This is a genomic window from Streptomyces sp. NBRC 110028 (assembly GCF_001417735.1).
Taxonomy (GTDB): Bacteria; Actinomycetota; Actinomycetes; order Streptomycetales; family Streptomycetaceae; genus Streptomyces.
Genome location: NZ_BBUZ01000029.1, coordinates 256,229 through 278,857, shown reverse-complemented (window position 1 = coordinate 278,857; position 22,629 = coordinate 256,229). Strand labels below are relative to the sequence as shown.

Here is a 22,629-nt window from a genome sequence, read left to right as displayed (position 1 = left end):
TCGGGTGGCAACTTTTTTGAGCACTATAGTGCTCACCATGAGCAGCGAGAGCGCCCCCGACAGTCAGGCAACGCAGGAGTTCGTCACCCGTATCGGCAGGCGCATCCGCACGCTGCGCAAACAGCGAGGCTGGGGCGTCCAGCAGCTCGCCGACGCCGCCAAGCTCAGCCGGCGCATGCTCACCGACATCGAACTCGGCCAGGCCAACCCCAGCCTCGCCACCGTCGACCGCGTCGCCCTCGCCCTCGACACCGACTTCGCCGCCCTCGCCCTGCCTGAGAACGACGCGCCCGGCGCGGAAGCCGAAGGCACGCTCGTATGGGAGGCCCGGGACGGCAGCACCGCCCTCCTGCTGGGCGCCACCGAGAACCCGCGCGCCGAACTATGGCGCTGGACCCTCACCCCAGGCGGCCGTTACGACGCCGAACCCGACCGGCCCGGAGCACAGGAGATCCACCACGTCCTCGCCGGCCGTCTCACCCTCGCCCTGGAAACCGGACCGCAGATGGTGGGGCCGGGGCAGAGCGCCACCATCCCCAGCGACCAGCAGTATGCCTACCTCAACGAGCACACTGAACCGACGGTCTTCATGCGGGTTGTCAGCGGTGCCTGACGCCGCCAGCAGGCCCCGACCCGCCCGGCCCCCGACGCGACGGATCCAGGACGGCCAGGCGGCACTCGGAAGTCACCTGGCCTCCGGTCCAGACAGAGTGTTGCCGCACCGGCAAGGCACCTGCCGTCGGCCTTGGGTCCGGGTCAGCCCTGCCCACCGTCGTCCTCGTCAAGCTCCGGCGCGATGGGGCCGCGCAGCGGGCGCAGGCCGCCGTCGGCCGGGACCGAAGCGCGGATGCTGTAGCGGCCCAGCACGTTGAGGTTGGCGTGCTTGAGCGGGGAGAGCCGGGCCACGTCCTCGTCCAGAACGTCGTGCTCACGCTCCTCGGGCGGCAGCGACCGCAGCTGGGCGAGGCGGCGTCCGGTAGTGGTCGTCCACAGCACGGTCGCGTTCAGGACCAGGCCGAGCGCGCCGAGCTGGTCCTCCTGGCCCTCGCGGTACGCCTCCATGATCTGCCCACGCTTGCCGTGGCAGATGTCCCGGGCCAGCTTGTGGCGGGACTCCTGCACGGCGAGCTGCCGGTTCATCTGCCTGCGGTAGGTGTCGTCCACTGGGTCGACCACCCGCCAGCCAGTCCGGCTGACGGCGTCCCCCGCCAACAAGTTCCTGATCCCGCCCAGCCGACTGCAGCGGTATCCGGGATGCGGCGGAACGGCGAGGGCCGGCGGCCCACAGGACCCGCGCTGGGGCGGTACACAGAGAACCTGCCCGCACTCCAGTGAGTACTCCTGGGTCCATGGATCTCTTGACGGCCCGAGCAGTCACCGAGGCTTTCTCCTGGCACTCCTTGCTGCGGCGTCAGGATGCGCGAGAGCCTTCGGGGGCTGCGCCATGAACAGCAGCAAGAATCCCACCCGCATCACCTCCTCTTCCGGCGGCTCGCGGCGCCATCCGCGCAGCCGGACGACGGACATGCCTGCTCAGCGCCGATGCGGTGACAGTCCGGCGCCCTCGAACTCACCGCTTCCCTCGAAAGTGGGGTCACAGTCACGTCCAGACTGGGTTGCATTTTTAAAGTCAGACTCTCTAGCATCGCCCCCATGAGCAATCACTCGCAATTTCAGGTACATGCGGTGTCGCCGTCCTACTGGAAGGTGACCTTCGAGAACGGCCCGATCAACCTCATCGATCCGGACACCATCGAGCAGCTTGCCGATCTGGTGACCCGTATGGAGGAGGACCCCGATCTGACCGTCGTGGTGTTCCAGAGTGCCAACCCCGACTTCTTCATGGCACACTTCGACCTCTTGTCCGAGATCGAGCGCGTGTACACCACGGCCCCGGGCCCCACCGGACTCCTCCCCTACCCGGACAGCCTTCTGCGCCTCAGCAAGGTCCCGGCTGTCACGATCTCGGCCATCAAGGGCCGTGTCCGAGGAGCGGGAAGTGAGTTCGTCCTGAACACGGACATCCGCTTCGCCGGTACCAACGCCATCCTGGGACAGCCCGAGGTGGGCTTCGGCGCCGTACCCGGTGGCAACCCGATGGGGCGACTGGCCGAGTTGGTGGGCCGGGGCCGCGCGATGGAGATCGTGGTGGGAGGAGACGACTTCCCGGCCCATCTCGCCGCCGAATACGGCTACGTCAACCGCGTTCTTCCCGAGGACGAGCTGGACGACTTCGTCGACACCTTCGCCCGCCGCATCGCCGGCTTCAGCAAGGCCGGGGTCTCCGGCGCGAAGGAGTTCGTCGACGCGGCCACCGCAATCCCAGCGGGGGACTACGCAGCCGCTATGGCCGCCTTCAGGCGCACGTCGATGCGTCCGGAGAACGCGGATCACCTGCGCAGCCTCTTCGAACGCGGCTTGCAGCAGCCTCAGGGAATCGAACTCGATCTCGGCAAGCACGTCGCCGAGAAGTTCTGAGCCTGTGCCGCTCGAAAAGTCATCGCCGCAGGTGAGCCGGGTGCGAGCAGTCCGCTGGGATCACGTCCTCCGTGATCGCGTCCTTGCTGTACAACGTGACCCGGAAACTGCTGAGCGTTCCATCAGTTCTCCTCCGTCGCGGGACGGCGAAGGACGCGGAACTGCTGGTGCTGCGGCACGAGAACGCGGTCCTGCGTCGCCAGCTGACCGGGCCGGTCCGCTACGAGCCCGCCGACCGGTTCTGGTTCGCCGCCCTGTCCGGACTCATACCCCGACGCCACTGGCGCGAGGTCTTCCCTGTCGCCCCCGGCACTCTGCTGGCCTGGCATCGCAGGTTCATCGCCGCGAAGTGGGATTACACCGCGCGCCGACGCACCGGACGCCCACCCACCCGGACAGAGATCAAGAAGCTCGTCCTACGGCTGGCGAGGGAGAATCCCACGTGGGGGCACCGGCGGATCCAAGGAGAGCTGGCCCAACTCGGGTATCGCATCGCCGCCTCGACGGTGTGGGAGATCCTCAACGCGGCCGGTATCGACCCCGCGCCACGTCGCTCAGGCCCCACCTGGCGCGAGTTCCTGACCACGCAAGCCGAGGGCATCATCGCGGCAGACTTCTTCCACATCGACACCGCCCTCGGCAGGCGGTTGTACGCGCTGGTGTTCCTCGAGCACGGCACCCGGCAGCTGCACATCACCGGGGTCACCACCCGCCCGACACGCGACTGGGCGGTGCAGCAGGCGCGGAATCTCACCGCCGACCTGGGCATACGCATCGAGCCCCTGCACTTCTTGTTACGCGACCGCGATGGCAAGTACGGCGAAGCGTTCGACGCCGTCTTTGCAGCCGAGGAGATGGACATCCTCACAAGTGCGCCGCAGGCTCCCCGCATGAACGCACACTGCGAACGCATCATCGGCAGCATCCGACGCGAAGCCCTCGACCAGGTCCTGATCATGAACGAGTCCCACGCCCGCCACGTCCTCGCTGCCTACGAACAGCACTACAACGAACACCGACCCCACCAGGCCCGCAACCAGCTACCACCCGACTCCCACGAACAACCCGCCGCAGCGCATGGCCTCAGCACCGGTGTAGTCCTACGCACCCGGATCCTCGGCGGCCTCATCAACGAGTACAGATACGCGGCATGACATGCAGCGATGACTTTTCGAGCGGCACAGGTTGCGCCGGGAAGACATGATCACCCCGGCAGATTCCACGTAACTTTTAAAACACTCAAGCGGCCATGTATGGCCGGGCCTCGTTCGAACTCCTCCGGACCCGCATCCTCACCCAGCCGTCGACGCCCCCTCAGCGGGCCGCTGGCGATGAGGGAGGTTTAGCCGTTCATGCAGGAGAGCCGCAGCCTGGAGGTCATTGGTGACCATCATCTGAGCCAACCTGCCCGCGACTGCGATCACGTTACTCCAGGCTGGAGCATCCAGATAGATCTCATCCGGGGCACCGCGACCTACTTCTTCCTGCACGGTCGAGTAGACCTCGCCCAGCTCCTTCATGAGCGCGACTTCCTCCTCGGTCCGCAGGCTCTTGCCCAGCCACGACACGGGATCGTCTGCGTTGCAAAAGTCGTTGAACAGCACGGTGACCACGTAGTCCAGGTCCTCGACCTCCTCTGGCCGCAGCCAGACATCGCGCTGCCACGAGGGACTCGCAAGGGCGAGAACCGCTGGCACAACATGAAGTCGGAAGACCGGGAACTCAATGCCGTGATCCGTCACATCCCGAGCCTACTGACAGGGCGAGGACAGCACCCCTTCCCAGTGAACCTGTTCACGGAAGCGCGGCCAGAGCCGTTTTCAGGAATCGCCATCACCAGTGAGACGGTCACACGGACATGCCGCCAGCCGAGACCAAATCCCTGGCGTCACCTGCAGCGACGACTTTTCGAGCCCCACGACATTATTCTCACTCGCTTGGCACACTTTTTCTTCCGGCCAGGCCTCCGCAAACAGTCTCCCTACGGCGCCACGGAGCCGGATACAGCGCTGACGCCCTGGGAGTGCCCTATCTGCCGGCAGACACCAAGGGGCTTTACCACCCCTTGACGCACGCCCCGACGGTAGCCAAAAACCCCACGTACTGGCTGCCTGCGAAAACCTGCCCACAAGGATCACCGACAGCCCCTCTGTGCCTGTCGCATGGGGAGCACGGGACCGTGCTCCCACCCGGAAAGGGGGTCGGGAGCCGACAAGGGGCCCTTATGCCTCTCGATGCAGAGAGCATCCAGATCGATGGGGTGACCTCAGAAGCCTACGATTGACGACGGCACGCAGGGGCCCGGTACGGCGCTGTAGGTCTACCGGATCGGGTGACGGACGAATCGGACACCATTGACACGTCTGCGAGTTGGGAGCACGAGGGCTCCCAGAGGGCTCCCACTTGCTCCCAGCCCGGAAATGGTTAAGGCCGTCTCCGCTACCCGCGGAAACGGCCTCCGACCTGCGAAAACGCTGGTCGGGACGACAGGATTTGAACCTGCGACCCCTTGACCCCCAGCCGCGCGACAATTCTCCTCTTATGCTCTATTTTAATACTCTCTCAGACCTATCGCGTCGTCAAGCTCCATAGGACGCTCTACGCGGAAGCGGTCAAGTGACAACAGGGCGCTCCCCACAAGGGCAGCTGCGGTCGGTCGATCTGCCGACGCAGCACCGCGACCTCGTGGCGGAGAATGAAAATCTCGGCGTTGCACGCGGCGGTCGATTGGCCCAGCAAAAGGAAGCAGCCCAGCAGTCGACAGAAGATCAGGTAGAGCAGTCGCAGGCCCACGATCAGCGATCACGCCCATACCTGGGCGGTCGCAAAGCCCCAGGTCAACCACCGTACGGCAATAAAGACACCCTTCAGGTAGGTCGGGCCATCCGTGTCCTCCTTGAGCCTTCACCGTTGAGCAGCCGTGACTGATGAGGCGCGCCGACCGCGAGGCCCAGACCATCGCACGGGCCGCAGCCGGGCAGTACGACATCGCCGAGCCGGTCGACGCGGTCCACCAGTACACGTTCCGAGAATCACCGGGCGCTTGACCGTGGCGGATACCGGCGCCATGGCCCGTGCCGAGGTGCGTGATGCAGCGGCGTCGAGCACAGCTGCGGAGGCTTCTGAAGGCCATGGGCGACTTTGAGCGGGCCATCGATGCGAGGTACAAGAGGTTCCTCGCCGAGGTCGGCCGCGACGAGGCGGAAGGCCTGCACGCCATCGTACTGACGTCCATGATCACAATTGTGTTGACTCCCCTGTGCGGGTGGCTGCGCAAGCGGCGCGACCCAAAGGCGTTTCGAGGCGTTGTTCCTCACGCCGACGTACTTCGGCCCGATCCAGACTGCCTGACGCTGGAGGCTCTGGGATGCGTGCGCCTGCCAGCCGCCGCACGCTGGATGCATGGCCGTGCACCCGCCCGTCGTCGTGCATCCGCCATCCCTCAGGGGCGGGAAGCGGGTCACGATCCGGGGTGAGATCGCCGGGCTCGCTCGGGGACCCGCCGACGTCTTGGAGTTCCTACGCCGAGCTGGTGCCGAGGACTCGCCCTGGACGACCCGGAGCTGATCGAGTGGCGCGGCGACGGCCCAGACATCTGGTGATCAACTGAGCACGCGTGTGCTCCCGGCCGCGCTTCAGCGGCCGGGACGCACGTGCTGGGCGACTACCGGCGGGTTTCGGCCGGACGGTGGACGCGGACGCAGCGGAGCAAGATGAACGCCACCGCGACCGGAATCACCTCCGGGACCTGCGGAGTCGTGTGGAGGAGGTACCAGGCGATCGCCGCGAGCGTGCCGTCAGCGAGGTCGGGGCGCCGCCACTCGACTCCCGCGTTTCGCCAAGCCTGTGTTTGCATGGGTATGTCTTCCTTCTCTTATCGGCTTGATGAGGTGCGAGGACGCTAGGAGGGCCGCCCCGGCAGGCGGCCCTCTACCTCGCTCAACTGACGTTATGCGCTTCTGGCCTGCCGATACGTTCGCGTGAGTTCTCCGCAGCCATCTGGGCGACCCCACCTTTGAGCAGGGGTTTTTCCTCAACTCTTTGGATCTCCAAGAATGTTTGGAGACAACTTCTGACCTGCGGCGACGCTCAACCTCGTTGTGGATCAACAAGGTTGAGATTGGCTGATTTCCGCCTGTCCGGCACCTTCCGCCGTCCGAAACAGATCGTGTATTCCCGTCAGGCCGCGCTGGTCTCCGGCTCGTGCCAGGTTCGCCTGCACCGGCCGCACCACACCAACGGCCATTCGCCGCCCTCGGCCGTGATGACCAGTTCGCCGGAGCAGTCCGGGCACGGCCGGGTGAGCGCGGCCTTGTGGTCGGCCATGTCGAGTGTGGTCTCAACGCAGTGCGCGGCGCGGGCGGCCACGGTGGCGATCTGGCGCAGCTGGTCGTCGGTGAGCAGCTCGAACGGGCCGGGCATGCTCTCGACGCGGGCGGCGAGCCAGGCCGCAGCGTACCGGGCGGTGAGCTTCCATCGGCGGCCGATGGCGGCGTACGACAGGTGGCAGGTGCCGGGCGAGGGCGGAGAGCACGGCACGATCAGCCTACGAAAACCGAGGCCGCTCGACCTGTCGGCGAAGCACGCCGACCTCATGGCGAAGCGCGAGGATCTCGGCGTTGTTCACGACGGTCGATCGGCTCAACAAGAGGAGGCAGTCCAGTAGTCGGCAGAAGATCAGGGAGGGCAGTCGCAGACTACGATCACTGATCACGCCCATACTCGAGCAATCGCAAAGCCCTAGGTCAACCACCGTACGGCAATAAAGACACCCTTCACGGGTATGTGGTGGAGCTGCGTCTCGATGGCATGGGAGTTGAAGACCGGCAGTACGTCGGGGTCGGAGAAGATGTCCTTGTGATCCACAATCTGGATGCCGGCAGCGTCGGTGTTCAGCCAGGCGGGGGTCTGGCCGTCGGTGACGATGTGGATGTTCCGTATGAAGGGGGCGTACATCTCCAGGGAGCGCAGCACGGCCGGAGGTGTCTGGCTCCGCAGAGCGGCGATACGTTCGGCACCCTGCTCGCCGTCGTCGAGCAGCTGCCTCACTCTTGATCTGCGGTGTCCGGATCGCGCAAGGGCCGCAGGCCCCCGGGCAGCTCCGGCAGCTGGAAGGAGTACCGGCCGAGCATGTTGACGTGGTGGCGCACGAACGGGGAGAACCGGACTACGTCCTGGTCGCGGACATCGAAGCCGTCGGCGCGGAGCTGGGTGACGGCGGCGTCCATGTACCGGGTGTTGAAGAGCACCAGGGCGTTGAGGACCAGGCCGTGCGCGCCGATCTGGTCCTCCATGCCGTCCTGGTAGTTCTGGTAGAGCTGCCCGGCCCGGCCGTGGAAGATCTTCCGGGCGAGCGCACAGCAGCCCTCCTGCGTGGGGGATAATCCGCACCTCGCCGGGTGCGGTCGACATTGGATCGCCGCGGTCGCCTCGCTGAATGACGATCGTCGGCCAGCCCGCCTCACCATTCCGTCGGACCGTCCGTAAGCCCGAGGCCCACAGTTGTGCCCGTTACGTGACGACCGGGGTCGGCTGGGTCAGGGAGCGATGGCGGGGTCGATGCCCTGCGCACGGGCGAGGGCGAACAGGACGCGTTCGACCGCGTCCAGACGCTGGCCGATCGACCGGTCTCCCGGCGCGCCGACGACGTTGGCGAGGGACCGCTCATCATGCGCCGCCGTCTCAATCGCCATGCCCACCATCCTGACAGGCTCCCCCCCCGGTCGACCGCCACCAGCCGCTCGGGCACATCCCCGTCCTGAAGAAGAATGCCGACAGCAATCACGAAGGGGAGCGTCGTGCGGCTGACCATCGACACCGAGACAGACACCTACGAGCAGGCGATAGCCGCCGTGCAGACCTGCATGTGCCAGAAACCTCGTCCGTCCTGGTCAGGGAGCCTGAGCGCTGCAGTGGGGCCCGCCGGTCAACCGTGACGGTAGAGGGCCCATCCCCCGTTGCCGACGCGACCAGACACAGGCAGCACCGATCCCTTGGACAACGGGCGCCGAACCGACTCACCGAGCCCGAACCACTCACCGCCACCGACGACACTCGCATCCGTCGACGTGATCGACTCTGCGGCCTCATCCACCGAATACACGCAGGTCGCATAGGGGTGACGCCTCCTTACCCCCAGCAAATGCGAGCGCCCAATTCCCCTGCTCGTCACTGGCACCTCGACGGGGCGTTGCGCCGTTGGCATCCTTGCGGCCGACACCGCAACGCGAACCGTCGACCAGGGCACGCGGGCACTCCGGGGTCATCATGTCCCGTGAGTCCGCAAGCCGGTCGTTTTTGCGGTCCGGCCTCTACGACGGCTCCGCCGACCGCACGCCGCCGCGGCGGCGTGCGCCGAGCATGCGTTCCATCGCGCGGATGTGTCCGTTGCCGCTGAGTCGTCCGCGGCGGGTCAGGCACGGCACCCGGCCCGCCGCGGGGCTTCGCCGCGACTGGTGGTCAGCACAGGCGCAGGCGCACCGAGGCGGGCAGATCCTCGGCGCTGGAGCCCACCTACAGCGTGAACTTCCCCGATTCGTACGCCCACGCGCACTCGTCCCAGTGGTCGACGGCGCGGGCAGGGACGGTGACCTCCACGGTTTCGGTGGCGCCCGGGGCAAGGCGGATCACCTCGTGGCCGACCAGCCACCGCGCCGGGCGGTCGACGGCCGTGTGCGGGCGCGACGCGTAGACCTGCACGATGTGTTGCCCGCGCGGCCGCCGGTGTTTGTGACCTCGGCGTGGACCTCCACCACGCCGCCGGGGCCGAACTCCGTGGGAGCGGTGGCCCGGTCCACGGCCCAGGTGGTGTAGCCGAGTCCGTACCCGAACGGGTGGGCAGGGGCGGTGCTGGAGCGCAGCCACGCCCGGTAGCCCACCTTGGCGCCTTCGTCGTACCGCATCGTGCCGTTCACCGGCGTGACGTCGAGCACGGGCACGTCGCTCTCGCGCGCCGGCCAGGTGGTGGGCAGTCGGCCGCCGGGCTCGCGCACTCCGGTGAGTACGTCGGCCAGGGCGTTGCCGTACTCCTGGCCGCCGAACCAGGTGAGCAGGACGGCGGCGACGTCGTCGCGCCAGGGCAGGATGCCCGGCGGCCGTCCGCTCGATCAGCCCGTCCGGGTCGGCGTCGTCCGCTTCCGTGCCGAGCGTGTACGCGAGGGCTCCGGCGAGGCCGAGGTCCTCGGCGATCTCGTACTCGACGCGGATCTCCACCGTCTGCCCCGCAGCTGACCGGGAACGGCGCGGAGGTGGCCGGCAGGTGCAGGAACGCGGCACCGGGTTGGTCGTCCGCGAGCGGGACATCGGCGTCTAGGACAAGCTGCCCGTCGGCCCAGATCCGTGAGACTCCCGGGGTGGCGACGCCGAGGCGCAGTGTCTCGGTGCGGGGGAGGCGTAGCGGGTGTGATCGCCAGGGTGTGGGAGCGGTCGACCGGGACGTCTCCGCCGAACCAGACGAGGCGGGTGGCGCAGCGGTCCTCGGCGAAGGGTTCGCGCCCGTCGCTCAGGAAGCGCACGCGCACCCCCGGTTCGCCGGTGGCGGGGTTGGTGAGGTCGTCCAGCGGCAGTTCGGCGATGCCCTCCTGGATGACGGCGCCGAGCGCGTACTCCACGTCGGCGTCGGGGAAGGCGGCGATGACCGAAGGCCGCCAAGCGGTGGTCGGCCTGCCCGGACAAAACCGCCGGTAAGGTCGTCCTTGTGGCAGCGGAGGAAACGACAGCAGGCAAGACGGAACCGTCCGGCAGGCGGCAGCGCCGCAGGCACCCCAATGATCCCGGCCGCCAGCGGGACCCCGTGGGTACCCGGCGCGCCATTCTGGCCGCGGCCGGCGCCGAGTTCGGCACCCACGGTTTCGACGGGGCCCGGGTCGTCCGTATCGCGGAGGCGGCCGGTGTCAGCCATCAGCTGATCACCTACTACTTCGGGAGCAAACGCGGTCTGTACGAGGCGCTGAGCGAACGGTGGCTGGAGACGGCCATGCCTGTCGGTCACGCCCTGCCCTTTGCCGAAGCCGTCCGGCGGTACTGCCACATGGCGTATGAGGATCCTGGCTGGGTCCACACGCTGACACGCGAAGAGCCCGGCACACGCCCTCCGGCCGAGGACGAGCGCGCTGCCGAGCTGTTCAAGAACATCGAAGAGATGCGGGAGCGGCAGGCGCGCGGCGAGATCCGCTCCGACCTCGATGTCGGAGCGGTGTCCCTCGCCTTCTTCGCCGCCTCGATCGCCCCGACGGCCCTACCGTGGATCGCCCGCGAGTTCACCGGACAGGACCCCACCTCGCAGGAGTTCATCAACCACTACGCCGAGCAGGTGGCCCGGATCATCAACGCACTTGCCGAGACGACGGCCGACGAGGCGGCGGTGCCCGGTACACCGGTGGGCGACGCGCCCGAAGAATGACGTAGCTCCCGCCCATCGGGAGCACGGAAATCATCGCGGCGGGAGCCGCCGGGCCAGCTGCATGTGCGCCAGCAGCCAGTCGTGCGATGTGCCCGCCACCCAGACCCGGCTGACGGCGGCCTGGATGACGAACGAGGACAGCTCGGGCACGAAGGCAACGCGCATTTCCTGCAGGCAGCTGACCACGGCCGTGGTGCCGAACCGCTGGACGGTCACGTCGTAGGTGTCCACCTGGCTGGTCCGGCCCAGACGTGCCACGTACCGCAGCCAGTCGTCCACGCCGTGGATGTGGCCGACGGCGCTGTGGACGATCACACAGTCAGGGTGCAGCAGGGCGCGGATCGCCGGCTCCGGGTCGGGGAGCGTCTGGGCCGCGAGCCAGGCGGCCTCGGCCTCCTCGACGGTGGCAGGGGTGGGGTGGGGGGTCACCGCCGTCGGCGAGCTGGTCACAGTTCCAGCTCCAGGATCGGGGACCTCGACCGCGACGAGCACGGGGTGAACAGGCCCTCCGCGCGCTCGTCGTCGGTCAGGACGTCGTCTCGGTGATCGGGCTCGCCGGCGCGCACCCGTACGATGCACTCGCCGCAGATGCCCTGCCCGCACGAGTTGGGGGCGTGGACGCCGTTCGCCAGCAGGACGTCGAGGACGCTCCGGTCCTCGGGGACGGGGTATTCCGCCCCCGTCGAGGAGAGCCGGACCGTGAAGCCGTCCCCTTCTCCGCCGTCGGGCTCGGCGGCGGGCACCGCGGCGCTGAAGCGCTCCTTGTGCAGGGCGGACGCGGGCCATCCGAGTTCGGCCGCCCGCCCGAGCACGTAGTCCATGAACCCGCCGGGACCGCAGAGGTAGACCGCGGTGTCCGGAGCGGGTTTGCCCATGTCGCTTTCCAGGTCGAGGAGTTGGTCCGGGTCCTGGTCGTCGAAGTGGAGGGTGACGCGCGGGTGGTTCTCCAGCTCGGGGACGAAGGCCGCCTCGGCCCGGCTGCGGGCGCAGTAGTGCAGGTGGTAGTCCCCGCCGGTGGCATCGAGGGTCTGGGCCATCGACAACAGCGGGGTGATGCCGATACCTCCCGCGAGGAGCAGGTGCCGGCGCGCGTGCGCCAGACCGAAGCGGTTCCTCGGTGCGGCGATCCGCAGCGTGTCGCCCTCGGCGAGGGCGTGCATCGCCTGGGAGCCGCCGCGTGACGCGGGGTCGTGCAGGACAGCGAGCCGGTACTGCTTGCGGGCTCCGGACGGGCCGCACAGGGAGTACTGCCGGACCAGTCCCGTCTCGCCGACCTGAACGTCGACGTGGGCGCCGGGCTCGTACTCCCACAGTTCGCCGCCGTCGACCCGGGCGAGGTCGAAGACCGCGATTCTCGGCGCGGCGTCGTGCCGATTCACGACGACCACGTCCGTCCAGGTGGTGGTCACGCCTCGATCACGCCCCCGCGGCCGTGGGTGCGGCGATCCCGGCCGCCCCGGCCTGGTCCGCCGCCTCCCGCCGGATGAGGGCCCCGGACTCCACCTGCCGGACCGGCTCGCCGGGCGCGGCGACGCCCAGCGGGGTCCGGCCCGCCTCGACGTCGTCCACCATCGTGCGCAGCATGCGCCGGAGCATGACGACCCCGCGGTCGGACGGGGCCAGGGTCTCCTCCGAGTGCTGGGTGATGTCGCCCTGCGACCGCTGAGCCTCGTAGTCGCCGGGGAAGCGCTGGCGCTCCTCGTCGGTCAGCAGCCAGCCGTCCTTGCCGTTCTGCTTGATGCCGAAGACGAAGTCCTCGAGCCGTTTCGGGTCGGCGGCGCGGATGGTGAAGACCAGACGGTGGTGCGTGTCGTCGACGGGGACGACCCAGATGAGCATGTCGTTCCGGGTGTCGGGGGTCACCCTGTTGAAGTTGGGCAGGCAGATGATGTTCGGCAGGTGGAGCTCCACCGACCAGTCGATGTCCACGAGCTCCCCGTCGGGGCCCTTCTCGTCCTGGTAGCGCTGGACGTACTTCACGCCGTGGTCGGTGCGGTGGTAGGTGACGCGCTCCGCGACGGTGGAGGCGTCGTAGAAGCTCTCGGGGAAGCCGGTGGTGCCGGTCCCCTGGAACTGGAATCCGCTGTGGGTGGAGTGCAGCCAGGACGCGTGCACGGGGTCGACCGCGTTCTCGAAGAGCTGGAGCCAGTTGAAGTCCTGCTCCATACCGAGGACCTCGGCTCCGGGCACCGTCCAGCTGCTGAAGTAGGTCTCGCCCTCTTCGAGGGGCTCCAGGCTGTCGAATCGCGGGAGCGGGGGCTTGAGCTCGGACGGGCCCATGTAGACGAAGACCAGGCCGTACCGCTCCTCCACCGGGTACCACGGCTGGCGTGCCAGGTTGCGGCGGCGACCGCCGTCCACCTCACATGCCTGCTCCACGCACTGGCCCTGCACGTCGAACTTCCAGCCGTGGTAGCAGCAGCGGATGCCGTCCTCCTCGATGCGGCCGAAGTAGAGGCTGCTGCCGCGGTGAGCGCACCGCTCGAAAACCACGCCCGCGCGTCCCCGGCCGTCCCGGAAGACGATCAGGTTCTCGCCCAAGAGGCAGGCGCGGTGCGGAACGTCGCTGGTCAGCGCGGTGGAGCTGGCGATCGGGTGCCAGTAGCGGCGCAGCGCCTCGCCCATCGGGGTGCCGGGGCCGACCTCGGTCAGGCGGGCGTCGTGCGACGAGGGCTTGCGCCCATAGCCGGTTCCCGTGTCGATGACGGTGGTCTCGGTCATGCTCAACCATCTCCTCGGTGTTGAGGCGGGGGCGCGTGGACGAGGCCGTTAGAAGCAAGGCCATCGGAGGTTCGGACGGCTGAGGAGAACCTGTGGCTCAAGGCTCCTTCGTGCTCCCGTCCAGCGGGGACACCGCAGAGGTACGGCGGCCCTGCTTCCACGGCTCGGGCAGACGCGGCAGGCGGTTCGGCCCGCATGGCGCTCCTGCCGTTGTACGACCCTGATGAAAAACTGTCAACTGCTTGACCTGCTTTGATGAATTACTTGCAGACCCTGTCGGATCGCCCAATCGCTCTGTTACGTTGACACGGCGCCGAGACGACGAGCCGCCCACGGCCCGTTTCGACGTCTCGCGATCACCCCTGAGAACGCGCCGCACGAGCGACCACCCCACCGCACTCCCCCGTGCTCCCGCCTCTGCCGCGCGTCCGTCCAAGGCCGAAGGAGTCGATGATGTCCGGACCCGCTTCATGAGCGCCCGGCACGGCGCCGAGTACGACTACGTCGTCATCGGCGCGGGCACCGCCGGCTGCGTCGTCGCCGCACGTCTGTCCGCCGACACCGGTACCAGCGTGCTGCTGATCGAGGCCGGCCCGCCCGCTGACCGCAACCTGCTCGTCCAACTGCCCCTCGGCGTTGGTCTGCTGTCTGACCGCGAGGAGTTCGGCTGGGGGTACGAGTCGGAGCCCGAGCCGGGACTGAACGGCAGACGGATCCCGATCCCGCGTGGCCGACTGGTGGGCGGGACCGGTTCGATCAACGGCTCGACGCACGTCCGCGCCCACCGCCGCGATTACGACGACTGGGCCATATCCGGTGCGACGGGCTGGTGTTGGGAGGACCTGCTGCCGTATTTCCGCCGCGCGGAGAGCAGTTGGCGCGGGGACACCGAGCACCACGGCGGGTACGGGCCCGTCACCGTGTCGTCCTCCGTCCGACGAGGACCTTTCGGCCGGCGCCTGGACCGCGCCGCCCGATCGCTGGGTATCGAGTTCCCTGACGACACGCAGAGCGGCGACCCCACCGGCGCCGGGCAGAACGAGACCGCCATCCGCCGCGGCCGACGCCACAGCACCGCCGCCGCCTACCTGCGCCCCGCGCTGCGGCGACGCCCGAACCTCACCCTGCTCACCGGGGTGCTGGTGGACAGGCTCGTGCTGGAGCACGGACGAGTGGCCAGCGTCCGTGTCATGAAAGGCTCACGCAGCCAGGTGATCTGGGCGGCCCGCGAGGTCGTCGTGTGCGCCGGGGCCTACAACTCGCCGCAGCTGTTGATGCGTTCGGGCATCGGCCCGGCAGATCACCTGCGCGAGGTCGGCATCGACACGGTGATGAACCTTCCCGGAGTCGGCGGCAACCTCCAGGAGCATCCGGCGGCGCCCGTGCTGTTCGACGTCAAGGATCCGGTGACCTTCCACCAGCACCTGCGCGCCGACCGGCTGGTGCTGGGCGCGGCCCGCTGGTTCCTCACCGGGAGCGGGCCACTGGCCCGGATGCCCGAGTTCCTGTCCGCCTACGTTCGCACCCGCGCCGACCTGGACCGCCCCGACGGGTTCCTCGGCATCCTGGCCGGCGGCTTCGACGCCCGGCCCTGGTTCCCCGGCATCCGGCCGCTCAAAGACCGCCACTGCGTGGCCCTCAATGCCGTCGCGACCCCACGCAGCCGCGGCGAGGTCCGGCTGGCCTCCGCCGACCCGACGGCCCCTCCGCGCATCACGTTCAACCTCCTGACCGCCCCGGAGGATGTCGCCGCCCTGCGGGAGACCGTGCGCACCACGCTGGCCATCCTGCGCAGCCCCGACGTCGCCCCGATGATCCGGGCGGAACTCGCTCCGGGCCCCGACGTGCGTACCGACCAGGACTTCGAGCGCTATCTGCGGGAGACCGGCTACTCCGCCAACCACTCCTGCGGCACCTGCGCGATCGGAACTTCCGAGGACGCCGTCGTCGACCCCGACCTGCGGGTGCGGGGCATCGGCGGACTGCGCGTCGCCGACGCCTCAGTACTGCCCAGCGTGCCCGGAGCGAACATCAACGCCACCGTCATCGCCGTCGCCGAGAAGGCATCGGACCTGATCCGCGGGGTGCCGGCCCCCTCCGGCGCCACCGCCGCCACGCCCGATGAGAGGACCGCAGGATGAGGGAACCCCTGACGTACGCCATCGCGCACGGCGCGGCCGGGACAGCGCTGGAAGCGGCCCTGGCCGCAATCATGTCGGCGGGATGACACATCCGGGGCCTGTGCACAATTCGTGGGAGCGCGCGATCAAGCGGCTCGGGCTTCCCGCGTACACGCCACACGATCTTCTCCATGAGTGGGCGACCGTAACCTTGACGAACGCGGTGTCCATCCACGAGGTGGCCCGATAGCTCGGACACCGATTGATCAAGGTCACGTCGACCGCCACGGCCTCCTCAGTCCGGACGGGCGGGAACGCAGCCGTCAGTCGGCCTTCGGCGGCCATCTGCCGCCGGAACCGGATGCGCACCTGGTCACAGGATTCCAACTCCCGCAGAAACCTGTGCTGAGTTGGTGTCCGCTCAGCCGGGAAGTACGCGTCGCGCCGCGCTGGATCGGTACTGATCTCGGGGGCGCTCCGCCGTACCCACTCATGCCGACCGTCAACAGACGACATCATTTCGGGCTACTATGATCACTCGAGGAGTCGAAGGAGGGTTAAGCCGTGTCTGGTCAGGCGCTTTCCAGTCTCACCCGCTCGACAACCCTCCGGGAGCGCGCGCTCGTGGCACTACGGACGGCTATCACCACCGGCCAGTACCAGCCCGGCGACCACCTCGGAGAAGTGGAGATCGCCGAGCACCTGTCGGTGAGCCGCGGCACGGTACGCGAAGCCCTGCGCCACCTCCAGCAGGAAGGCCTCGTCACCGCGGGAGCACGTGGAATGCTGCGCGTGTCCCAGCTGACTCCAACCGAGGTCCGGGAACTCTTCCAGGTCCGGGAAGCGCTGGAAGGACTCGCGGTGGCACAGATCATCGCGTCACCGCGCAGGCAGGACTCGGCCAAGGCCCTGCGCAAGGCCCTGGAAAAGCTCCAGGAGGCCTTCGCGTCAGGCGCGGACCTGGCCGCGAAGGTCGAGGCCGATCTCGGTTTTCACCTCCTCTTGTGCGAGCTGTCCGGTAACTCGGTACTCCTCAAGACCTGGCGACAGCTCGAGGGACCGATGCGCGTGGTGATCATGAGCGCCGCCGCTGAACGCCGCGACGTGGCCATGTCCGCGGCGGCCCACGAGCCCATCGCCGACGCCATCGCCCGCGGAGACGCCGCAGCGGCCCAGGAGATCCTGCACGCGCACATGGCCTCGGCGATCGAGCAGCTGGGCATCGGACGCGACGGCACGCGCGAGACCGCCTGACCGTCGCGACCTGAGGTGCATGTCTCATACCGGGGCCGCGCTCGGCAAGGTCAGATCACCCGACCCGGCAGGCCCGCCCGGTGTTCCGTGGAGGGGCCTGCCGTACGGCAACCCCACGAGGCGGGCGAGCGCCGCCGAATCCTGCTCGACCTCGGAGGCGATGACACCGAGCACGCCCTGGAACTCACGCCGCAGCAGTCGGCGAACAGCACCTCCTACGTCCTCCGGTGCAGGTAGACGGTGCCCTTGTCGATGCGGGCGCGGCGCGCGATCTCATCGACGGTGCCCCGCTGCGGATCCTGCTGCGCAGTGGCCTGGGGCGCGTCCTGTACGAAGCGGTCCACGAGCTGGTGGGGATCCGCTACGGCGTCGGGCGCACCGCCATCGCCCAGGACCGCCGCCAGGTGACCACGGGCCCCGGAGGAGGTCCTGAGTCCGCTCACCTCCGGGCTCGGGTCCCAGAGGTGAGCGAAAGACCCCGACGCCGCCTCAGTGCAGGTGGGATCCGCCGTTGACGTCGTAGGTGACGCCGGTGAGGTAGCCGGATTCGGGCCGGGACAGGAAGGCGATGACGTCGGCCACGTCGTCGACGCTGCCGATACGGCGCACGGGAACGTCCGCGATCATGGCCGCCTTGCGGTCCTCGTCCAGCTTGCCCTGGGTGATGTCGGTGTCGATCAGGCCGGGGGCGACAGAGTTGACGGTGACCCCGGAGGGCCCGAGTTCGCGGGCGAGCGCCTTGGCGAAGCCGAGCAGGGCGGCCTTGGCGGCCGAGTAGGCCACTCCCCCGAAGACGCCGCCGCCGCGCTCGGCCGACACGGAGGAGAGGAAGACGATGCGCCCGAACCCGCGCTCGGCCATCCCCGCGGCCACCCGGTGGGTGACCAGGTAGCTGCCGCGGACGTTCACCTCGAAGATCTTGTCCCACTCGGTGGGCGTGACGTCGAGGAAACGGGTCGGCGAGGTGATGCCCGCGTTGTTGACGAGGGCACCGATCGGCGGGAGTCCCGCCTCGGCCTGCGTGATCGCCGCGTCAACCGCGTCGGCGTCGGTGACGTCCGCCGCCAGGCCCAACGCCTGTACGCCGTGCCGGGCGGCGACCTCCCGGGCGGTGTCCTCGGCGGCCTCCTTGTCCAGGTCGAGGACGGCGATGTGGTAGCCGGCGGCGGCCAGCGCGTGCGCGGTGGCGCGTCCGATGCCGCGACGGGAGCCCGCCCCGGTGACGACGGCGGTGCGGGGGGTGTGCTCGCTGGCCATGCGGTTCTCCTGAGGAGTGGAATGGGGAGTGAGGAAGGGCGTGAGCGCGGACGTCCCGCGCGGGATCAGAGTTCGCGGCGGACGCGTTCCTTGATCGCCGCCACGGAGAGGCCGTAGCGGTCGTGGAGGGTGGGCAGTGCGCCCGCGGCGAGGAACTCGTCGGGCAGGCCGATCGGGACGATGCGGGCCGTCTGCTGGGCGAAGGCCAGGCTGGAAGCCACGGACTCGGCGAGGCCCCCGACGACACTGTGGTTCTCGAGGGTCACCACGAGGCGCCCCTTGCCGGCCTCCCGCAGCACCGTCTCACGGTCGAACGGCTTGATCGTCGGCACGTGCAGGACGGCGACGTCGACGTGGTCGGCTTCGAGTTCCGCCGCCGCGCTCAGGGCCCGTACCGTCATCAGGCCGGTCGAGACGAACAGCACGTCACGGCCGCCACGCAGCTGCGCCGCCTTGCCGAGCTCGAACCGGTAGTCGTACTCGTCCAGGACGGTGGGCACCGCCCCACGCAGCAGTCGCGTGTAGGTGGGCCCGGGGTGGGCGGCCAGTGCCGGGACGGCCTGTTCGATGTCGACGGAGTCCGCGGGGTCCACGATCGTCAGGCCGGGCATGCCGCGCAGGATGGCCAGGTCCTCGGTCGCCTGGTGGCTGGGCCCGTAGCCGGTGGTCAGTCCGGGCAGCGCGCCGACGACGTTGACGTTCAGTTGCGGCTCGGCGATGTCGAGGCACAGGAAGTCGTAGGCGCGGCGGGTGGCGAAGACGGAGTAGGTGGAGGCGAACGGGGTCAGCCCCACCTCGGCCAGCCCCGCCGCCGCGCCCAGCATCACCTGTTCCGCCATGCCCATCTGGAAGAAGCGGTCGGGGTGGGCCTCGCGGAAGACGTGCATGTCGGTGTACTTCGCCAGGTCCGCCGAGAGCCCGACCACATCGGGGCGTTCCTCGGCGAGCCGGGCCAGCGCGTGCCCGAAGGGGGCCCTCGTGGTGCGCTGTCCCTCTTCCGCGATCGAGGCGATCATCGCGGACGTGGTGAGCCTCCGCTTGGGGGCCTGGGCCGGCGTGGGTGCGGCGTGAGTCGGCGCGGAGCTGTTCATCGGACGAGTCCCTCTCCGTGGGTGGTTGTGCGGTCGGAGTCGGTCCCGGCCAGGTGACGCTCAGTCAACTCATCGCGGGCCGCCTGCCATTCGTGTTCCTCCACCCGCATGAAGTGCGCCTTCTCCCGGATCTCCAGCATCGGCACACCGCACCCGATCCTGGTGTCGCAGATGAGCACGGCAGGTGATCCGCGGTGTTCGCGCAGGCTGTCGAAGGCCGCGACGAGCGCGTCGATGTCGTTGCCGTCCACGCGGATCGCATACCAGCCGAACGCCTCCCACTTGGCCGTGACCGGCTCGGTGCGCAGCACGCCCTTGGTCGGGCCGTCCGCCTGGAGGGCGTTGACGTCGACGATGGCGGTGAGGTTGTCCAGCCCGTGATGGGCGCAGGCCAGCGCCGCCTCCCAGGTGGAGCCCTCGTCGAGTTCGCCATCGGAAAGGAGGTTGAACACGCGGGCGTCGCTGCCCTGGTGGCGCAGGCCGAGGGCCATGCCGGTGGCCACGCCCAGACCGTGCCCCAAGGAGCCACCGGAGATCTCCATGCCGGGGGTGTACGAGGCCATGCCCGACATGGGAAGACGCGAGTCGTCACTGCCGTAGGTGGCGAGTTCGCCGGCCTCCAGCACACCCGCCTCGGCGAGCGCCGCGTACAGCGCGATCGCGTAGTGCCCGATCGACAGCAGGAACCTGTCGCGCTGCGGCCATTCCGGCTCGTGGGGACGGTGGTTGAGGACGTCCTGGTAGACGACGGCCAGGACGTCGGCCACACCCAGCGCCTGTCCGATGTAGCCCTGCCCCTGGGTCTCCCCCATGTCCAGCGCGTGCATACGGATGCGGTAGGCGGATTCCTTCAGCGCACGCACCCGCTCGGCGGGCGACACCCCCGCCGCGGGGGTGGCCGGAGTGGTCATCGTAGTCATCCTCATCTCTTTCTCTCGGTGGACGGCCTTGAGGTCTCAGTGGGCGGCCTTGAGCACGGGTCCGGCGGACGCCGTCACGACCCGGTCGGTCTCCCGGCGCTCCGACTCGCCCCATGTCTCGCGCGTCACCAGCGTCGCCACGAAGCCCAGCAGGCCGTAGCAGGTGAACAGCACCGCTGGGCCGATCCAGCCGGTGCCGGAGTACAACGCGGTGGCGATCATGGGCGTGAACCCGGAGACCACCGCGGACAGTTGATAGGCCAGGGACGTTCCGGCGGTACGGGTCTTGGTGGCGAACAGCTCGCAGAACCAGGCCCCCTGCACACCGGCCAGGCAGTTCTGGCAGACGGCGTAGCTGATCAGGAAGGCGACCGTGACCAGTGCCGCGGTCTCGGTGTTGACGAGCAGGAAGAGCGGGATGCCCCAGACGACGCTCACCGCGCAGCCGAACAGGTAGACCGGGCGGCGACCGACCCGGTCCGACAGGCGGCCCCAGAGCGTGGTGGCCGCGATGCCGAGGGCCGCTGCCGTCACCAGCGCGGTGAGGGTGGTGGTGCTCGAGACGTCGGGGGCGTCGCCGTCATCCAGGTAGGACAGGACGAAGGTGACCGAGACGGCGTACCCCGCGGTCTCCGTGGTCCGCAGGCAAAAGGCCCGCAGAACGTTGCGCCAGTCCTCGCGGATCACTGTGAGCAGGGGGTTCTTGACGAGTTCGCCGGACTCCTTGACGTCCTCGAACTGGGGCGATTCGTCGATCTTGAGTCGGATGAAGATGCCCACGGCGATCAGCACGGCACTGAGCAGGAACGGCACGCGCCAGGCCCAGGTGTCGTCCAGGGTGTGCCGGCTGAACAGGAAGGCGAGGTTGGCGAGCAGCAGACCGACCGGGAAGCCCGCCTGTGTGATGCCCGTGTACAGGCCGCGCCGTCGCCACGGCGCATGCTCGAAGGTCATCAGGATGGCACCGCCCCACTCGGCGCCGAAGGCGAGCCCCTGGATCACACGGACGGCCACCAGCAGGACCGGCGCCCAGACCCCGACCATCTGGTAGGTGGGCAGGCAGCCGATCAGCACGGTTGCGATGCCCATCAGCAGCAGGGAGCCGACCAGTACGGGCTTGCGGCCGACGCGGTCCCCGAGGTGACCGGCGACGATACCGCCCAGAGGCCGGGCGGCGAAGCCGATCCCCAGTGTCGCGAAGGACAGCAGGGTCGCCGACAGCGGGTCGGAGTCGGGGAAGAACACGTCGCCGAAATAGAGCGCCGCGGCCGTGCCGAAGCCGATGAAGTCGTACGTCTCGATGGTCGCGCCGACCCCGCACCCGACGGCGACTCTCAGCCGCTCGGGCGACCCGTGCACCGCCTGGTGCGGCGCCCTGGACTCAGCCATGCCGATCCTCCTCGATCGTAGGCGGTCATCTGTCCCGGAAAATGCCGACTGCTGTCTGTTGACAGTCAACAGTCGAGAGCGATGCTGCGGCGATGATGAAGCGCTGTCAACCCATCCGGCGAAGATCCGCGTCATCTACTCGGGTAGCGCGCGGTTCCTTCCCTGGGGGAGGGGCCCGCTACCGGGCCACGGGCAACCAGCCGACCGCCCTGCCCGGTCCGCCGGACGACCTGGAAATCTTCAGCGGGAGGAACTGGAAGTGGGCGCCGGTGGCGGGGAGTTGGTCGAGTTTGGCGAGCCCTTCGATGAACACGGCGCCACCGCCCAGACCCTCGACATGGACCGGACCGCCGTCGTGCGCGGCTCCCATGCTGGGACCGTCCGTACCGACGCAGCGCACTCCGCGGTCGAGCAGGTGACGCATACAGTCGACGTCCGGGGCAGGCCACCCGGGCGACTGTTTCAGCACGGCGACGTCGTAGGCGTACCCGCGCCCGCCGTTACGGCTGGTGTAGTGGCGGTCCCAGCCGCTGCGGAACAGGACGATGTCGCCGGCTCGCAGCGTCCGGTGCTGCTTCTCCCATGCCTCCACGTCGCTCTTGGTGATGAAGGGGCTGGCGCCGGGATCGGCACCGCGCTCCTCGACAGCCGTGACGCCGATGACCGCGGCGGGGCCGCAGAAGACCCGCACATCGACCATGTCACCGGTGATCGGGTCCGATCCCGTGTGGGCGTGCTCCTTGAGGAAGTGGGCCGGGGCGTCGAAGTGGGTCCCTATGTGTTCGTCCAGCAGCAGCACCTCGGTGAAGTACGAGCCGCAGTGGCTGCGCAGCACGTGGGGCCCCTCGTCCACGTCCTCGAACCAGTTCCAGATGTGCCGGAGAAAGGGGACATGGGGCGGCCAGGTGGTGGGCAGTCGTTCGTCGAGGGTGAGGGTGAGGTCGACGAGATCGTGATCGGTGAACATATCGGTCTCCGTGTATTCGGTTTCCGGTGGA

At 68.7% G+C, this 22,629-nt stretch carries 22 protein-coding genes and 4 pseudogenes; 8 read left to right on the top strand and 18 right to left on the bottom strand.

What is annotated here, in order from left to right:
- Nucleotides 1-37: 37 nt before the first annotated feature.
- Nucleotides 38-613: a helix-turn-helix domain-containing protein gene (locus ASC60_RS21905; RefSeq protein WP_055553599.1), complete on the top strand. Its 576-nt coding sequence runs from the start codon at nucleotides 38-40 to the stop codon at nucleotides 611-613.
- A 143-nt stretch (nucleotides 614-756) separates the two neighbouring features.
- Here the strand turns inward: ASC60_RS21905 and ASC60_RS21900 are convergent.
- A pseudogene (locus ASC60_RS21900) lies at nucleotides 757-1,179 on the bottom strand (Tn3 family transposase); the annotation flags it as partial.
- 474 nt (nucleotides 1,180-1,653) lie between these two features.
- On the opposite strand from ASC60_RS21900, the gene ASC60_RS21895 reads away from it, so the two are divergent.
- Together ASC60_RS21895 and ASC60_RS21890 are read left to right on the top strand one after the other, a co-directional pair.
- Nucleotides 1,654-2,478, top strand: coding sequence for an enoyl-CoA hydratase/isomerase family protein (locus ASC60_RS21895; protein WP_055553546.1), 825 nt, complete (start codon nucleotides 1,654-1,656; stop codon nucleotides 2,476-2,478).
- A gap of 71 nt (nucleotides 2,479-2,549) precedes the next feature.
- Nucleotides 2,550-3,632: an integrase core domain-containing protein gene (locus ASC60_RS21890; RefSeq protein ID WP_055553544.1), complete on the top strand. Its 1,083-nt coding sequence runs from the start codon at nucleotides 2,550-2,552 to the stop codon at nucleotides 3,630-3,632.
- Nucleotides 3,633-3,770: 138 nt separating this feature from the next.
- Here the strand turns inward: ASC60_RS21890 and ASC60_RS21885 are convergent, their stop codons facing one another.
- On the bottom strand, nucleotides 3,771-4,220 hold the full coding sequence (locus ASC60_RS21885; protein WP_055553542.1) for a hypothetical protein: 450 nt from the start codon (nucleotides 4,218-4,220) through the stop codon (nucleotides 3,771-3,773).
- A 1,660-nt stretch (nucleotides 4,221-5,880) separates the two neighbouring features.
- On the opposite strand from ASC60_RS21885, the pseudogene ASC60_RS43025 reads away from it, so the two are divergent.
- Nucleotides 5,881-6,080, top strand: a pseudogene (locus ASC60_RS43025) (hypothetical protein).
- A gap of 62 nt (nucleotides 6,081-6,142) precedes the next feature.
- Here ASC60_RS43025 and ASC60_RS21875 read toward each other — a convergent pair.
- The 7 genes and pseudogenes from ASC60_RS21875 to ASC60_RS39485 form a co-directional block, all read right to left on the bottom strand.
- Nucleotides 6,143-6,334, bottom strand: a complete 192-nt coding sequence (locus tag ASC60_RS21875) for a hypothetical protein (protein WP_055553538.1) — start codon at nucleotides 6,332-6,334, stop codon at nucleotides 6,143-6,145.
- Between the two features lie 323 nt (nucleotides 6,335-6,657).
- Complete coding sequence (locus tag ASC60_RS42285) at nucleotides 6,658-7,017, bottom strand: hypothetical protein (RefSeq protein WP_079038534.1); 360 nt, start codon at nucleotides 7,015-7,017, stop codon at nucleotides 6,658-6,660.
- A 240-nt stretch (nucleotides 7,018-7,257) separates the two neighbouring features.
- A pseudogene (locus ASC60_RS40905) lies at nucleotides 7,258-7,449 on the bottom strand (sugar phosphotransferase); the annotation flags it as partial.
- Nucleotides 7,450-7,523: 74 nt separating this feature from the next.
- Nucleotides 7,524-7,850 (bottom strand): annotated as a pseudogene (locus tag ASC60_RS40900) (Tn3 family transposase); the annotation flags it as partial.
- Between the two features lie 165 nt (nucleotides 7,851-8,015).
- Nucleotides 8,016-8,171, bottom strand: a complete 156-nt coding sequence (locus tag ASC60_RS41735; RefSeq protein WP_159043295.1) for a hypothetical protein — start codon at nucleotides 8,169-8,171, stop codon at nucleotides 8,016-8,018.
- A gap of 820 nt (nucleotides 8,172-8,991) precedes the next feature.
- Complete coding sequence (locus ASC60_RS42280; RefSeq protein ID WP_199831013.1) at nucleotides 8,992-9,177, bottom strand: fibronectin type III-like domain-contianing protein; 186 nt, start codon at nucleotides 9,175-9,177, stop codon at nucleotides 8,992-8,994.
- Nucleotides 9,105-9,530: a glycoside hydrolase family 3 C-terminal domain-containing protein gene (locus ASC60_RS39485; protein WP_234357066.1), complete on the bottom strand. Its 426-nt coding sequence runs from the start codon at nucleotides 9,528-9,530 to the stop codon at nucleotides 9,105-9,107. The genes ASC60_RS42280 and ASC60_RS39485 overlap by 73 nt, the downstream gene beginning before the upstream one ends.
- Between ASC60_RS39485 and ASC60_RS41730 the strand changes: the two genes are divergently transcribed.
- Nucleotides 9,475-9,708, top strand: a complete 234-nt coding sequence (locus tag ASC60_RS41730; RefSeq protein WP_159043294.1) for a hypothetical protein — start codon at nucleotides 9,475-9,477, stop codon at nucleotides 9,706-9,708. The two genes, ASC60_RS39485 and ASC60_RS41730, sit on opposite strands and share 56 nt — an antisense overlap.
- Nucleotides 9,709-10,174: 466 nt before the next feature.
- Nucleotides 10,175-10,879, top strand: coding sequence for a TetR/AcrR family transcriptional regulator (locus tag ASC60_RS21840; protein ID WP_055553527.1), 705 nt, complete (start codon nucleotides 10,175-10,177; stop codon nucleotides 10,877-10,879).
- A 30-nt stretch (nucleotides 10,880-10,909) separates the two neighbouring features.
- Here the strand turns inward: ASC60_RS21840 and ASC60_RS21835 are convergent, their stop codons facing one another.
- Genes ASC60_RS21835 through ASC60_RS21825 form a run of 3 tightly spaced genes read right to left on the bottom strand, consistent with a single transcriptional unit; the run spans nucleotide 10,910 to nucleotide 13,600 of the window.
- A complete protein-coding gene (locus tag ASC60_RS21835) occupies nucleotides 10,910-11,329 on the bottom strand; it encodes a nuclear transport factor 2 family protein (RefSeq protein ID WP_055553525.1) in 420 nt (139 codons plus the stop codon).
- A complete protein-coding gene (locus tag ASC60_RS21830) occupies nucleotides 11,326-12,288 on the bottom strand; it encodes a PDR/VanB family oxidoreductase (protein ID WP_055553523.1) in 963 nt (320 codons plus the stop codon). Before ASC60_RS21830 ends, ASC60_RS21835 begins: the two co-directional genes overlap by 4 nt.
- Before the next feature lie 7 nt (nucleotides 12,289-12,295).
- Nucleotides 12,296-13,600: an aromatic ring-hydroxylating dioxygenase subunit alpha gene (locus tag ASC60_RS21825; protein WP_055553521.1), complete on the bottom strand. Its 1,305-nt coding sequence runs from the start codon at nucleotides 13,598-13,600 to the stop codon at nucleotides 12,296-12,298.
- Between the two features lie 470 nt (nucleotides 13,601-14,070).
- Here ASC60_RS21825 and ASC60_RS21820 point away from each other — a divergent pair, with 470 nt between their 5' ends.
- Nucleotides 14,071-15,741, top strand: coding sequence for a GMC family oxidoreductase (locus ASC60_RS21820; RefSeq protein WP_055553519.1), 1,671 nt, complete (start codon nucleotides 14,071-14,073; stop codon nucleotides 15,739-15,741).
- Nucleotides 15,742-16,284: 543 nt separating this feature from the next.
- Nucleotides 16,285-16,974 (top strand): GntR family transcriptional regulator, encoded by a 690-nt coding sequence (locus ASC60_RS21815; RefSeq protein WP_055553517.1) that lies wholly within the window; start codon nucleotides 16,285-16,287, stop codon nucleotides 16,972-16,974.
- A gap of 215 nt (nucleotides 16,975-17,189) precedes the next feature.
- On the opposite strand, the gene ASC60_RS21810 is transcribed toward ASC60_RS21815, so the two are convergent.
- The 6 genes from ASC60_RS21810 to ASC60_RS21785 form a co-directional block, all read right to left on the bottom strand.
- Nucleotides 17,190-17,417 carry a TetR family transcriptional regulator gene (locus ASC60_RS21810; protein WP_055553515.1) on the bottom strand — a complete coding sequence of 76 codons (228 nt, stop codon included), beginning with the start codon at nucleotides 17,415-17,417 and terminating at the stop codon, nucleotides 17,190-17,192.
- A gap of 46 nt (nucleotides 17,418-17,463) precedes the next feature.
- The gene (locus tag ASC60_RS21805) at nucleotides 17,464-18,231 is read right to left on the bottom strand and encodes an SDR family NAD(P)-dependent oxidoreductase (RefSeq protein ID WP_055553513.1); all 768 of its coding nucleotides are present in this window, start codon (nucleotides 18,229-18,231) and stop codon (nucleotides 17,464-17,466) included.
- A 65-nt stretch (nucleotides 18,232-18,296) separates the two neighbouring features.
- A complete protein-coding gene (locus tag ASC60_RS21800) occupies nucleotides 18,297-19,322 on the bottom strand; it encodes a transketolase family protein (RefSeq protein WP_055553511.1) in 1,026 nt (341 codons plus the stop codon).
- On the bottom strand, nucleotides 19,319-20,233 hold the full coding sequence (locus tag ASC60_RS21795) for a transketolase (protein WP_199831012.1): 915 nt from the start codon (nucleotides 20,231-20,233) through the stop codon (nucleotides 19,319-19,321). Before ASC60_RS21795 ends, ASC60_RS21800 begins: the two co-directional genes overlap by 4 nt.
- A 45-nt stretch (nucleotides 20,234-20,278) precedes the next feature.
- Nucleotides 20,279-21,631, bottom strand: a complete 1,353-nt coding sequence (locus ASC60_RS21790; RefSeq protein ID WP_055553507.1) for an MFS transporter — start codon at nucleotides 21,629-21,631, stop codon at nucleotides 20,279-20,281.
- Between the two features lie 178 nt (nucleotides 21,632-21,809).
- A complete protein-coding gene (locus ASC60_RS21785; protein WP_055553505.1) occupies nucleotides 21,810-22,598 on the bottom strand; it encodes a cyclase family protein in 789 nt (262 codons plus the stop codon).
- Nucleotides 22,599-22,629 lie beyond the last annotated feature (31 nt).

Excerpts from the sequence above, each read along its gene's own strand:
- ASC60_RS21825 (WP_055553521.1), bottom strand. The coding sequence starts at position 13,600 with ATGACCGAGACCACCGTCATCGACACGGGAACCGGCTATGGGCGCAAG.
- ASC60_RS21905 (WP_055553599.1), top strand. The coding sequence starts at position 38 with ATGAGCAGCGAGAGCGCCCCCGACAGTCAGGCAACGCAGGAGTTCGTC.
- ASC60_RS41735 (WP_159043295.1), bottom strand. The coding sequence starts at position 8,171 with ATGGCGATTGAGACGGCGGCGCATGATGAGCGGTCCCTCGCCAACGTC.
- ASC60_RS21800 (WP_055553511.1), bottom strand. The coding sequence starts at position 19,322 with ATGAACAGCTCCGCGCCGACTCACGCCGCACCCACGCCGGCCCAGGCC.
- ASC60_RS21795 (WP_199831012.1), bottom strand. The coding sequence starts at position 20,233 with ATGACCACTCCGGCCACCCCCGCGGCGGGGGTGTCGCCCGCCGAGCGG.
- ASC60_RS21820 (WP_055553519.1), top strand. The coding sequence starts at position 14,071 with ATGAGCGCCCGGCACGGCGCCGAGTACGACTACGTCGTCATCGGCGCG.
- ASC60_RS21875 (WP_055553538.1), bottom strand. The coding sequence starts at position 6,334 with ATGCAAACACAGGCTTGGCGAAACGCGGGAGTCGAGTGGCGGCGCCCC.
- ASC60_RS21785 (WP_055553505.1), bottom strand. The coding sequence starts at position 22,598 with ATGTTCACCGATCACGATCTCGTCGACCTCACCCTCACCCTCGACGAA.
- ASC60_RS21895 (WP_055553546.1), top strand. The coding sequence starts at position 1,654 with ATGAGCAATCACTCGCAATTTCAGGTACATGCGGTGTCGCCGTCCTAC.
- ASC60_RS21790 (WP_055553507.1), bottom strand. The coding sequence starts at position 21,631 with ATGGCTGAGTCCAGGGCGCCGCACCAGGCGGTGCACGGGTCGCCCGAG.
- ASC60_RS21805 (WP_055553513.1), bottom strand. The coding sequence starts at position 18,231 with ATGGCCAGCGAGCACACCCCCCGCACCGCCGTCGTCACCGGGGCGGGC.